This is a genomic window from Capnocytophaga sp. oral taxon 412 str. F0487, from assembly GCF_000271925.1.
Classification (GTDB): Bacteria; Bacteroidota; Bacteroidia; order Flavobacteriales; family Flavobacteriaceae; genus Capnocytophaga; species Capnocytophaga ochracea.
On the sequence record NZ_AJZR01000043.1, the window covers coordinates 1 to 13,166 of the forward strand.

General features: G+C 38.9%; 13 protein-coding genes. 6 read left to right on the top strand and 7 right to left on the bottom strand.

Annotated elements, in window-relative coordinates; genetic code table 11:
- The 6 genes from HMPREF1321_RS07390 to metF form a co-directional block, all read left to right on the top strand.
- The coding region (locus tag HMPREF1321_RS07390) for an IS4 family transposase (RefSeq protein ID WP_009421172.1) at positions 1-577 on the top strand (577 nt) is incomplete at its 5' end.
- Between the two features lie 241 nt (positions 578-818).
- Positions 819-1,793 carry an alpha/beta fold hydrolase gene (locus HMPREF1321_RS07395; RefSeq protein ID WP_009422036.1) on the top strand — a complete coding sequence of 325 codons (975 nt, stop codon included), beginning with the start codon at positions 819-821 and terminating at the stop codon, positions 1,791-1,793.
- Positions 1,793-2,566: an Ig-like domain-containing protein gene (locus HMPREF1321_RS07400; RefSeq protein ID WP_034575883.1), complete on the top strand. Its 774-nt coding sequence runs from the start codon at positions 1,793-1,795 to the stop codon at positions 2,564-2,566. Before HMPREF1321_RS07395 ends, HMPREF1321_RS07400 begins: the two co-directional genes overlap by 1 nt.
- A gap of 4 nt (positions 2,567-2,570) precedes the next feature.
- The gene (gene thrA / locus HMPREF1321_RS07405; protein WP_009422038.1) at positions 2,571-4,985 is read left to right on the top strand and encodes a bifunctional aspartate kinase/homoserine dehydrogenase I; all 2,415 of its coding nucleotides are present in this window, start codon (positions 2,571-2,573) and stop codon (positions 4,983-4,985) included.
- 11 nt (positions 4,986-4,996) lie between these two features.
- Positions 4,997-5,590 (top strand): GrpB family protein, encoded by a 594-nt coding sequence (locus HMPREF1321_RS07410; protein WP_009422034.1) that lies wholly within the window; start codon positions 4,997-4,999, stop codon positions 5,588-5,590.
- Positions 5,568-6,521 (top strand): methylenetetrahydrofolate reductase [NAD(P)H], encoded by a 954-nt coding sequence (gene metF / locus HMPREF1321_RS07415; protein ID WP_009422041.1) that lies wholly within the window; start codon positions 5,568-5,570, stop codon positions 6,519-6,521. Before HMPREF1321_RS07410 ends, metF begins: the two co-directional genes overlap by 23 nt.
- Before the next feature lie 13 nt (positions 6,522-6,534).
- Here the strand turns inward: metF and yihA are convergent, their stop codons facing one another.
- The 7 genes from yihA to HMPREF1321_RS07450 form a co-directional block, all read right to left on the bottom strand.
- The gene (gene yihA / locus HMPREF1321_RS07420) at positions 6,535-7,134 is read right to left on the bottom strand and encodes a ribosome biogenesis GTP-binding protein YihA/YsxC (protein WP_009422042.1); all 600 of its coding nucleotides are present in this window, start codon (positions 7,132-7,134) and stop codon (positions 6,535-6,537) included.
- Entirely contained in the window at positions 7,131-7,895 is a 765-nt protein-coding gene (locus HMPREF1321_RS07425) for an alpha/beta fold hydrolase (RefSeq protein WP_009422039.1), read from the bottom strand. The genes yihA and HMPREF1321_RS07425 overlap by 4 nt, the downstream gene beginning before the upstream one ends.
- Positions 7,896-8,112: 217 nt before the next feature.
- The gene (locus HMPREF1321_RS07430; RefSeq protein WP_009422033.1) at positions 8,113-8,466 is read right to left on the bottom strand and encodes a hypothetical protein; all 354 of its coding nucleotides are present in this window, start codon (positions 8,464-8,466) and stop codon (positions 8,113-8,115) included.
- 169 nt (positions 8,467-8,635) lie between these two features.
- The gene (gene pdxH / locus HMPREF1321_RS07435; RefSeq protein WP_009422035.1) at positions 8,636-9,277 is read right to left on the bottom strand and encodes a pyridoxamine 5'-phosphate oxidase; all 642 of its coding nucleotides are present in this window, start codon (positions 9,275-9,277) and stop codon (positions 8,636-8,638) included.
- A gap of 159 nt (positions 9,278-9,436) precedes the next feature.
- Positions 9,437-9,886, bottom strand: a complete 450-nt coding sequence (locus HMPREF1321_RS07440; protein ID WP_009422040.1) for a PIN domain-containing protein — start codon at positions 9,884-9,886, stop codon at positions 9,437-9,439.
- Positions 9,883-10,149 (bottom strand): hypothetical protein, encoded by a 267-nt coding sequence (locus HMPREF1321_RS07445; protein WP_009417540.1) that lies wholly within the window; start codon positions 10,147-10,149, stop codon positions 9,883-9,885. Before HMPREF1321_RS07445 ends, HMPREF1321_RS07440 begins: the two co-directional genes overlap by 4 nt.
- Before the next feature lie 133 nt (positions 10,150-10,282).
- Positions 10,283-12,400 (bottom strand): peptidylprolyl isomerase, encoded by a 2,118-nt coding sequence (locus tag HMPREF1321_RS07450; protein ID WP_009422037.1) that lies wholly within the window; start codon positions 12,398-12,400, stop codon positions 10,283-10,285.
- Positions 12,401-13,166: the final 766 nt, after the last annotated feature.

Consider the following 13,166-nt stretch of genomic DNA (forward strand, 5'->3'; position numbering starts at 1 on the left):
TTCAGATGAGCAGACTCAATATTTTGTCACCCGAATTTACAAAGACTCAAAGTATATTTTAGCAGAAGGGAGTCAAGTAAAGAAATTAGCTGAGCAAGATGAGCATCTGCGCTTAATTAGCAGTCAGAAAGTACATCTTTTCACTAAAAGTCAAAAGAAGACAAAAAATACCTTTCGTTTGATAGAGGGTAGACTGCTAAAGAAGGATGAGAAGAGAGGAGAAATTAAAGAAGAGAAGATACTGTTTTTAAGTAACTTAACCGATGATTTTAGTGATGAGCAAATAGCCGGAATTTATAGGAATCGTTGGAAGATAGAGCAGTATTTTCGTTTTATAAAGCAAGAGCTTAACTTTAAACATTTCTTTTCAAGAAATCTCAATGGCATACAAGTGATGATGTATGTAATATTAATAGCATCAATATTACTATTGACATACATAAAAGAAGAAGGATTGAAAGGCTATAAAATCCCTAAAAGGCGATTTTGTTATGGTTTACAAGATGAAATAATTAAAGAAATTGTAATCCATTGCGGAGGAGATCCTTCAAAAATGTATTCTTATTCAGATAGTTAAAAATGTTCCTTACAACCTTAGTTTGAAACTTTGCCAAAGTTAAATAAACTGACATTAAAATAAATGTAATAAAAACTATTTGTCTATTTAGAAAATTATTTTTACTTTTGCGCCTTTCAAAATCAATATAAAAATAATAGTGTTTTAACACAGAATTATTTTCCGATTAGAGTATCTGAAAAAGAAAATAATTCTAAATATATCTAAATGCTTTTCATATAAACTATTTCGCAACGCCTTTATGTCCGATATTCTACATTACCCTCTTACTGATTTCGTTACCTCTTGTGGGGTGCGTATTCCCGCTCTTAGGGTGTATTATCAAGTGTTTGGAAAAGCCTTAGGCACAGCTCCGGTAGTGGTAGTAAATCACGCTTTTACAGGCAATTCACAAGTTACGGGTGAAAACGGCTGGTGGAAAGAAGCCATCGGTGAAGGGAAGTTGATAGATACCCTCAAATACACGGTAGTAGCTTTTAATATCCCTGGCAATGGTTTTGGAGCACGCGAAGAAGATATGATTCCTAACTATGAGCATTGGGCAGGTATAGATGTAGCGCGCATTTTTAACCAAGGGCTCACCGAGCATTTAGGACTTAAAGAAGTATTTGCCCTTGTAGGGTGCTCGTTAGGTGGCGGTATTGCTTGGGAAATGGCAGCCCTCGCCCCTACCCTTTTCAAAGAATTGGTAATCGTAGCTGCCGATTGGAAAGCAACCGACTGGATTATAGGTAACTGCCTCTTGCAAGAGCAGATACTCAAAAACTCTACACACCCCTTGCACGATGCACGCCTCCACGCGATGTTGTGTTACCGCACGCCTCAATCGTTGAAACTGAAGTTTGAGCGCACCACCAACATTCCGTTGCAGTTGTACAATGTAGAAACGTGGCTCTTACACCACGGCGACAAACTGCACAAACGCTTCTCACTCTCCGCCTACAAACTGATGAACCAATTGGTAAAAACCATAGATATTTCAAAAGAACGCGGTAGTTTTGCCGAGGCTGTAGCGCCTATCACCGCACATATTACCATTGTAAGCACCGATTCCGACTTGTATTTCGTTCCTCAAGAGAACCGCGATACCGTAACCGAACTGCGCGAAATGGGCAAACCCGTAGATTATTACGAAATCCACTCCGTACACGGTCACGATGCTTTCCTGATAGAACACAAACAGTTAGAACAGTTTTTAAAGAAAGTGTTTAATTAATGATTAATGATAAATTATTGATGGATAATGGGCTCAATATTATAGCTAAAAGCTACGGAGCTCAAAATGCAAATAAAAAACTCCTCTTATTATTGCTATTTTTTATAAGTGCATATGCGTTTACTTTTGCGCAGAGAAAAATAGAAGGTAAGTATTATATAAAGGAGAAAGAAATGCACATAGAGTGTTGTGCTACTGATACCTACACGTTCTATAGCAATGGCATTTTTGATTATGCTGAGGAAGGTGAGTTAGGAATTATTCATTATGGCAAAGGTCATTACACCCTCACGAAGGATTCTTTAGTGTTAAATTACGATTTAACAGAGGTAAAATACCCTGGATATTATATCGCTAAACCTTATACTAATTATAAAGATTACATCACTTTAAACTTAACAGTATACGATTTAGAAAAGAAGCCTTTACCGAATGTAGATGTTTCTCTGTTTAAAGAAGGAGCTCCTACAGGAGGTGATACTGACGAAAATGGGAAATTGACAATAAAAGTACCTAAGACGAATGAAAAGTGTGCTTTATTACTGACCTATAATCACGAATCTATGTATAAAGTCGAATCTATAGACCTTAATTTATGCTATGATTTAGAATTTTACCTCACTAAAACTCCGATGAGCTTTTTTGATATAGGAAATGCTATTAAAGATGAAGTAAGTCGTTTTAAAATTGTAAAACTTAGAGGAGATGAGTTTGTGGTGCGTAATGATAAAAAAGGAGAAGTTACTTTCAAAAAGGTAGAAGATAAAAAGTAAACAAATGAAGATATTAAAATTTGGTGGAAAATCACTTGCCAATGACGGCATTGAAAAGGTACTCAGTATCATTGCTGGGCTTGCTAAAACTGAACCTATATCAGTAGTAGTTTCAGCACGAGGCAACACTACCGATGAATTAGAGGCTTTGCTCGAAAAAGCGAGTAAAGGCGAGGATTATACTGCTGACTTTCAACAACTGAAAGACGAACAGCAGTATAACGATAGTGTGTCGTTTGAGTCCGAATTTCAGTTGCTCGAAAAACTCCTTGAAGGCGTTTCGCTACTGAAAGACTACAGTCCTAAGACCAAAGATTTGGTATTGGCACAAGGCGAACTGATGTCGGCTAAGCTTGTGGCAATACTACTCCAGCACAAAGGCTTGGAAAGTACTTTTGTGGATAGTCGTGAAATCTTCAAAACCGATGCTGTGGTAGGCAACACACAAATTATCAACTCAGTATCCGAAAAACTCACCCGCGACCGCTTTGCAACCATTCCTCCTCATCACGTAGTGGTGGTTACAGGCTTTATCGCTTCCACCGAAAAAGGCGATACCACTACCTTAGGGCGCAATGGCAGTAACTATTCGGCAGCGCTTTTGGCTAACTACCTCAACGCTTCCGAACTGCAAAACTACACCCACGTCGATGGTATCTTCACTGCCAATCCTGAGTTAGTACCCGAAGCCAAAATTATACGTCATCTTTCTTACGAAGAAGCCAATGAGTTGGCTAACTTTGGAGCTTCTATACTCCACGCCAAAACCATTATCCCACTCATTGAAAAAAGCATTCCGTTGCGCATCAAAAACACTTTCAATAGTGAAGATGAGGGAACCCTCATTCACAAAGAAAGCGTGCAAGAGGGCATCAAATCGATTTCGGTAATTAAGGATAATGCCCTTATCGTGATGGAAGGTCGCGGACTCTTGGGCAAAGTGGGCGTAGATGCTCGTATTTTTAAAGCGCTCGCACAAAAAGGTATCAGTGTGAGTATCATCTCACAAGGTTCATCGGAGCGCGGGGTAGGCTTGGTAGTAGCTTCTAAAGATGCTAAACTTGCCAAAGCTGCTATAGACGAGGAATTCTCACACGATTTCTACACCAATGATGTGAGCAGTGTGAGCATCGTAGAAGATGTAGCTGTAATTTCTATCGTAGGACAACCGCTTGCTACTTTCCACCACCCTTATAACGCACTAATACGCAACCAAATCGTTCCTTTGCTCATCAACAATGCCGTTACAGGTAGAAACGTGAGTTTGGTACTCAAAACCAAAAAACTCCACAAGGCATTGAACGTAATTCACGGTGAAATCTTTGGGGTTTCACGCCGTATCAACTTGGTAATCTTTGGTAAAGGTACCGTAGGGGCTACCCTCATTGACCAAGTGATTGCAGCACACGACAATATACTCCACCGCAAGAACATCAGTTTGCGTATCGTTGCAATTGCCAATTCACAACAGCTACTCACCAATGCAAAAGGAATTGGCAGTCATTGGCGTTCTGCCTTCGATAAAGAAGCCGTGCCTTATAGCTTCGACACTTTGCAAGCCTTTGTAGATAAAAATCACTTAGAGAACCTTATCGCCGTAGACGTAACCGCCAGCAAAACCTTTGTAGACAACTATATTCCACTTATCAAGAGCGGTTACGACTTGGTTTCAGCTAATAAAATAGCGAATACTATTTCGTTTGACTTCTATCAAGAACTGCGCAAAACTCTCAAACAACACCAAAAAACTTATCTCTACGAAACCAATGTAGGGGCAGGCTTACCCTTGATAGACACTATTCGTCTCTTGCACCATTCGGGCGAAAACATCACCCGTATCAAGGGAATATTCTCAGGAACGCTCAGCTATCTGTTCAACACCTTTTCAGCAGAAAACAAGCCGTTTAGCGAGGTGCTCCAGCACGCTATCAACAGTGGTTATACCGAACCCGACCCTCGTGAAGACCTCTGTGGTAATGATGTAGGTCGCAAACTGCTCATCTTAGCCCGCGAACTCGATTTAGGAAATGAGTTCACCGATGTGAAGATACAAAACCTTATCCCCGAACATTTAAGAGAAGGCTCTGTGCAAGACTTTTTGCAACGTTTAGACGAGTTTAATGCGCCTTATCAGCAAATCAAAGAAGCACAAGCCCCTGACCACGTACTGCGTTATGTAGGCGACCTTCACGGCGACTTAGCTTCTACCGAAACGGTTCAGTTAGACGTATCGCTCGTATCGGTTCCGCGCAACAGTGCCCTCGGTCAGGTAAAAGGTGCTGACTCTATTTTTGAGATTTACACCGAATCTTACGGCGATAACCCTATCGTGATACAGGGTGCAGGAGCAGGCGCTTCAGTAACCGCACGAGGGGTATTTGGCGATATTTTAAGATTAGCAGAGAAAAGTAGGTTTTAGGGGTTAGCACTATGAATCAAGAAGAAAATCCTTTGTTAAAAATGTCGTTGCAGGAATTGTGGCAACTGTTCCCTATCAATCTTACACAGCACAACCCTTTGTGGAAAGAATGGTATGAGGAAGAACGCAGTTTCCTTTTAAAACAATTGCCCTCTAACGAAGTGGTACGGCTAAGCCATATAGGCAGTACTGCTGTGGAAGGGATACAAGCCAAACCTATTGTAGATATGTTATTAGAAGTGAAGAAAGACAGTTCATCTCAGAAGCTAAAAGAAGCCATTTTACAATCAGGTTATCTATGTATGAATGAAACAAACGATAGGATTTCTTTTAATAAAGGCTATACTATTAATGGGTTTGCAGAACGTGTGTTTCATCTGCACTTGCGTTATGAAGGCGATAATGATGAACTCTATTTTCGCGATGAACTGCAAGCACACCCATCGGTAGCCAAAGACTATGAAACGCTTAAATTGTCTCTTTGGAAGCCTTTTGAGCACGACAGAGATGCTTATACCGCTCACAAAACAGACTTTGTGAAACAATATACACTGATAGCAAAAGAAGAATTTAAAGGAAAATATGAAAATAACAGACCATATTAAGAATGCCAAAGGAAAAACACTCTTCTCCTTTGAAGTAGTACCTCCTAAAAAAGGAAATAATATTGAAGAACTATACCGAAACATAGACCCCCTAATGGAGTTCAATCCTCCGTTTATAGATGTAACTACCTCACGCGAGGAGTATTATTACATTGAACATCCTAATGGGTTATTGGAAAAGAAAGTAACCCGTATGCGCCCTGGTACGGTGGGTATTTGTGCGGCTATTCAGCATAAATACAAAGTAGATACAGTACCTCACGTGCTTTGTGGTGGTTTTTCAAAAGAAGAAACTGAGTACCTTTTGGTAGATTGCCTCTACTTGGGTATAGACAACGTAATGGCTTTGCGCGGTGATGCGATGAAAGAACAACGCTACTTTCAGCCTACTGAGGGCGGACATACCTACGCTACCGAACTCGTTACTCAAATCAGCAATTTGAACAAGGGGATTTACCTCAACGGCATTGCTGCCGACCATAAGGCTAATTTCTGTATAGGAGTAGCGGGGTATCCTGAAAAACACATTGAAGCTCCCTCACTCACCTCGGACTTGGCGCGCCTAAAAGAAAAGGTAGATGCGGGTGCCGACTATGTGGTAACACAGATGTTTTTTGACAATCAGAAGTATTTTGAGTTTGTAGAGAAAGCCAAAGAAGCAGGCATCAATGTGCCTATCATACCAGGAATTAAGCCTATTGCTATTAAAAAGCACCTCAACCTTCTGTCACAAGCCTTTAAAATAGATTTCCCCGAAGAGCTCATCAAAGCAGTGGAATCCTGCAAGAACAACAACGAGGTAAAACAAGTGGGTATAGAGTGGGCAATTCAGCAGAGCAAAGAGCTCAAAGCCACTGGGGTACCTGTCTTGCACTATTATTCAATGGGAAAATCAGATAATATAGTAAAGGTAATATCAGAAGTATTTTAACAATTGTTAATTATCAATTGTCAATTGATTTATTGATTTGTTCGATGTAATGGGTAAGTTCTTCTTTGCCGGTTTTGTTTTCGGCTGAAGTGATGAAGTAGGGCGGGAATTCTTCCCAAGTTTCGAGGAGTACTTGTTGATAAGCTGCTATATTGCGCTCAATAGCTAAAGGTTTGAGTTTATCGGCTTTGGTAAAAACAATAGCAAACGGAATGCTGTGTTCTCCTAACCATTGCATAAACTCCACATCTATCTTCTGAGGTTCGTGGCGCACATCTACTAATACAAATGCGCATACCAACTGTTGTCGCTCCTCAAAATATTTAGTAATAAATTGCTGAAATACCTTTTTAGTTTCTTTGGATACCCTTGCATAACCATAACCAGGGAGGTCTACTAAAAACCAACTACTATCTATTTTAAAATGATTGATGAGTTGAGTTTTCCCTGGACGCCCCGAAGTTTTAGCCAAATTCTTGTGATTGGTAAGCATATTGATAAGCGACGATTTCCCTACGTTGGAACGCCCTATAAAAGCATATTCAGGTAAATTTTCCTTGGGGCACTTACTCACCTGAGAGTTACTCATCACAAATTCAGCTTTTTTTATCATCTTACCTCCTTATTTTCAAGCCACTTATTTAAAATCTCGTTGAACAGTTGAGGGTGCTCCATCATTGGGGCGTGACCACATTTGTCTATCCAATGCAGTTCGGAATTAGGCAATAGTTCGTGAAATTCTTCAGCGACTTTAGGGGGGGTTACATTGTCGTTTTTACCCCAGATGAGGCAAGTAGGGGTTTCCATTTTAGGCAAATCTTTTGCCATATTATTGCGGATAGCACTTTTGGCAAGTGCCAAAGTTTTGATAAGTTTAGAACGGTCGGAGATATTAGCAAATACCTCATCTACAATTTCTTTAGTAGCTACGGCAGGGTCGTAGAACACTTCTTCGCATTTCTTTTTGATAAAATCGTAATCACCACGACGTGGATAGCCATCGCTCATTGCTTTTTCGTACAGCCCAGAACTACCTGTAAGCACTAATCCGAGTACGTTTTTAGGGTGCATTTTAGCATAGAGCAAACCTACGTGTCCACCAAGCGAATTGCCAAGCAGGATTACTTTTTCAAACTTCTTGTGTTTGATGAATTTCTGTATATATTTAGCCAATGTTTTCACCGAAGTTGTGAGCAATGGCATAGAGAAGAGAGGCAGTTCGGGGACTACCACTTTATATTTGCTGGAAAAAAAAGAAACTACTTCTTCAAAGTTACTAAGCCCCCCCATCAATCCGTGTAAGATAATGATAGGTGTGCCCTCACCTTTTTCGATGTATGAAAATTTACCTTCTTTTTTTACTTCTACTGTCATTGGTTTTTATCAAAAAGTTTTTTTGAGCTACAAAGGTAATATTTTTATTTCTATTTACGTGCAGGAAAGTGAAAATATTTTTTACTCTCTCTTCTTATTATTAACGCAAATAGTTATTTATTAAGCAAATACAATAAAATATTCCATTGTACAACAATGTTTTTTCCAATGTGAAAAATAAGAAATAGTTACAAATTAGCAAATTAACCAAAGGTTATTATAACTTATGTATGAGTTCTTGTAAATGAGTATTTCTCCTGAAAGAATATTCTTTGCTACTACGATTGAGGTATTTTATAATATCAGCGGTTTTCTGGAGGGTAGTTTTATCATCGAAAAAAAACAATAGTTCTGAGATGATTTCTAAGGTATCTTCACTATTTTTATAGGCTAAAAGTATTGTATCTGTAGGAGTATTGATGAAATAAGTAAGTGTGTGTGGAGTATATTTTTCGGCTAAGTAGTCCAAATATTTGAGTTGCTCTTCTTTTGCGGGCTTTTTGCTCAATAGTGCGGTGAGCTCTTCAAAGAAAAGGTCTATTTGCCGTTTGAGGTAATCTTTCTCTATCATAGGATTTATATTGTATTATTATGGAACGAGCTACAAACTCACATCAGCGGAGAGAATATCCATAAAATTGACAATTCAACTTTGCCAAAATTTGAAACTTTGGCAAAGTGTGCGACTCTTTCACATTGCTACCCTTCATAAATAAAAAAATTAGTATATTGGCTAATTATTACGGTGCTAATCGCTCTAATTTCCAATCGTAGTCTTCAGTAAGAGTGTAACGCAGACGGTCGTGTAGACGATTGGGGCGTCCTTGCCAAAATTCAAGGCTTTGTGGTCGGACTAAGAAACCTCCCCAATGCTCAGGACGAGGTACTTCTTTGCCTTCGTATTGTTTTTCTAATGCGTGCAGGTGCTCTTCGAGATATTCTCTTGAAGGGATTACTTCGCTTTGTGGTGATACTATTGCCCCTAACTGACTACCCAAAGGACGTGACTCAAAATAACCGTCGGAGGTATTGGCAGGGACTTTTTCAGCAATACCTTTGATGATGATTTGCCTTTCGAGAGATGGCCAGAAGAAAGATAAACACAAGTGAGGATTGACGAGAATGGCTTTCCCTTTTTCGCTGTTGTAATTGGTGTAGAAAATAAAGCCTTCGTAAGTGTACTGTTTAAGGAGTACCACGCGGGTCTTTGGGTAACCATCGAGCCCTATGGTACTTACTGACATTGCATTGGCTTCGTCTACACTGTTGCTCTCATCGGCTTCGTAAAACCAAGTTTGAAAGAGCTGCATAGGATTCTCAGGAGCATCGCTTTCTAAAAGAGCACGCTTGTTGTACGTTTTTCGGTAGTTGCTTAAATCCATTTGTTTAGGTAAAAGATAAAAAGTAAAAGGTAAAAGATTGGTGATGCAAAGATAAAAAATAATTAACAAACTTGAAAATTAGAATGGGCACGAGCTACAAGCTCGCGCCAGCTGAACTACAAGCTCGCGCCAGCTGAGGAAAATAGGAAATGAGGATAGTTAGTCAGTTGTTTTTTTATAACGTTTGGCTTTAAGGTCTTTAGTCGTTACACATATATCATAGCCCATTTCTTTTAGTCCTTTAATTAGTTCAAAGTCACAAGTCCATATCTTGTGTCCTTTTTCAAAATGAAGAGCTATAAAAGGGTAGTCATCAGGATCGACAAATTTAGCTATTTCTTCTGCTTTATCTAAATATTGTTGAGGAATATCATCTACTTTAAAAAAAGTAATGTTCTGAATAAATTCTTCCAAAAGAATACTCGCTTGCTTTTTAGAAAGATTATTATTCTTCATAATTTTAGGCAAGTGTTCTTCTATTTCTTCTAAAAGGTAATCAGGAGCTATAAACTGAATGTTTTTCTTTTTATCTTTTAAAATATTAGCAATTACTCCATTGGGTTTATAAAAACAACTATAGATAATATTAGTATCTGAAATAACTATCATATTGCTTGTTTCTCTTTCTTTTTAGCGAGATCTTCTCTCCAACGTCTGGCTATATTTCTATTAGATTCTTTACTCATAGCCATTATTTCTTCGCGGTATTTGATAGGTATACCGTATTCATCTTCTTCTAAATCATCGTTGTAAGAGATAATTTCGTCAACCTCTTTGCTCATAGAAACTTTTGTAAAGTCAAGTTTCTTGGCATATTCTACAAAAGCTAAAGCTTGAGGATTGTTGTCCGTAATGGTAATTATGTAGGGCATAATCTTCTTTTTTTGGCAAAAGTAAAAAATAATTAGCAAATTAGCAAATTTGAAAAATTACTGAATGTAAGAAAACAGGAGTTAAAGACATACATCTTTAACTCCTGTTTTCTATTTTCCTAATTTCTATTTATTAATAGAAAGCACTTAGGTTTTCTTTAATGGTGGCAGTGCTTTCCAATGATTTGAGAATACCTTGAGCAGCACGGTCGGTGCGGAGTTTCTCAACAGTTTCAGCATAGGTTTTGTAGTTATCCAATGCAGGAGCTACAGTAGCTGAGGTAAGTTGGATTACGTATACCGCATTTTCGCCGTCGATAGGTTTAGAAAGCTGACCTTGTTTGAGTCCGAAGGCTGCACCTACTACTTTAGGTTCGCGTCCTTCGCCTATGATAGTTGGGTTTTTCATTATGAGGTTCGCAGCGCTTTTCACTTCGGTTTTGTTAGCTGAAGCGATAGCTTCGAGGCTATTACCTTTGGCTTTCTCTTTTAAGATAGCGGCTTTTTTCTCGCGAATGAGAATTGGTTTTACCATAGGAGTAGCCTCTTGTACTGAGCTAATACCTTCTTCGCCTTGTTTTACCAATTGGGCTACAATATAGTTACCACCACTGGTGAATTTCTTGATATCACCTATTTTAGTGTCCTTTTGGAACAACCATTGTACGATAGAGCGGTTTGAGCCCAATCCTATAATTTGGTCGTCGTTCTTATGTAGGTTATCGGCACGGAGCACTGAAAGTTCACTCTTTTTAGCAATATTAGCAAACTCTTTGGGATTTTGAGCTGCCTTCATTTCGAAGTTAGTTACCTTAGAGAAAAGAGAGTTGATAGTCGCTTCGGAAGGGTCTACTTTACGGCTGATAGTAGCGATGTTCACTGCTTCGGCTTTATCAGTTACTTTTACTACGTGGAAGCCAAAATCGGTTTCTACTAACCCAATAGTACCTACAGCATTGTTGAAAGCAAATTCTTCAAAAGGTTTTACCATAGCGCCTTTGGAGAAGAACCCGAGGTCGCCTGCACTGTAAACAGCTCCTGGTTCTTCAGAATTTTCACGAGCGAGTTGCGCAAAATCAGCACCTGCTGCTTTGGCTTGAGCTAAAAGCTCTTCGGCTTTTGCCTTAGCTTCTTCCTTAGTACGGGTAGTATTAGGCGTAGCTGCCTGACTGCCGGCGTAGGCTATAAGAATGTGGCTTGCTTTCACAGCACCGCCTGGTTGTTTGGCAATCATACGGCTGAGTTTGAGACTTCCGTCTTCTTCATAAGGACCGAACACTTTGCCTACCGGAAGGTTAAAAAGAGTATCGGCGTAAGAAGAACGAAGATTGTCTTTATTTACAAAAATGCTATCGTAAGGCACATCGGAATGACGGTCTACGAAATCTTTGATGTTTTTTGTTTTAGCAAAGCCTGCAATAGTATCGTTTTTATTGGTTTTGCTGTTAAACACTACTTCGGGTTGCAAGAGCTTGAGTAGGCTTTCTTTTTCGGTTTCAATATCGGTTTGCGATGGTTTTTCGCTCACTACTATATATTGGATATTTCGATAAGCCTCTTGTTTAAATTGTTTTTCGTGTTTCTTGATATAATCTTGTATCTCGCTATCGGTTACCTTTACGCTTTTATCATCGATAGAGCTGTATTGCAACGCTACATAGCTGATATCGGCGAGGTCTTTTTCCTGATGGTATTCCATTTCGGCTTCGGTATTGGTAACGCCGAGACCTGCGCGGATAAGGCTGAAATACATTCGCTGTTTAGCATCTTCGATAATAGCATCTTCTTGCATTTTCCACTGAGCATAGGCTTGCGGATTGGTGTTTTTGAGGGTAGCCAAATAGTTGGTGAATTTATTTGCGTCGAACACTCCGTACTCATTCACAAACTGAGGGTTTTGAGCGAGCGGTGTTTTAGCAAGAATTGCTAAAATCTGGTCTTTTTCTACACTGAGACCTAATTTTTCGATTTGTTGGTTGAGGAGGATTTGTTGGACGTTTTGTTCCCAGACGTATTTAGCGGCTTCGATGCTAGATACTTGTCCGTTAGCTTGACGGGTAGCATTTTCCACTTGCTGACGGAATGCATCGATAGGTACCTCTTCGCCATTTACGCTACCTATTTCGTTGGGCGTATGGTTGCTAAAGCGCCCTTTACCTATGAAATCGGAGATGATGAAAGCGAAGAGGGCGAGCCCAATAATCGCGATAAGGAATACGGTTTTACTTCTAATCTTTTCGAGTACTGCCATTGTTTATAAATCGTTTATAAAAGTATAAATTGTGAATCAGGTTGGATTAAGGAATGTTTAAATGTTTCATTAAAAGCCCCCGTTCCCCCGAAGGGGGACAAGCTACAAAGTACAACTCTCAATAAAACAATATGCCATTTTTTAACCCTTGATTCATATATAAAATTGTTTAGTGTTATTAATCAAACGGCAAAAGTAATGCTTTTTGTGGAAATGCAAAAATAATTCTGAAAATTATTTAAGTAAAAGGTAAAAGGTAAAAGGTAAAAGGCTGTTGATTAAATGGTTAGTGGTTAATGGTTAATTGACAAATTAGAAAATTTGGGAATTAGAAAATGAGGTGCGAGTTTGAGTTAGAGGAATGAGGCTGTGCCTCAGAAATTAAACAAAATTTAAACAAAATCAAGGCTGCGCCTTGTAAACCAGCGGAGATATTCTTAGTTTATTCAACTTTGCCAAAGGTGCGAGCCACACAGGCAGTCGTAGTACGACGGGCAATTAACTTTGCCAAAGTTTGAAACCAAAACTGTAAGGAAGATTTATAAAGCACTGATTTTTAACTATGTTTTTTTGTAGGAATACTGTGTAAGTATTATCTTTGCAAAAAAAAGTTATGACCACTATAATAAAGAATAGAAAAAGAATTTCAAATATCTTTTCTAAGATAGAAGATAAAGAGTTAGAATTTCTTGTAAAAGAAACAGGAGTCGATAAATATAGCAAAAAACTTAAAGGAATAGAAATATTTAAGTTGCTAATTTTCGGT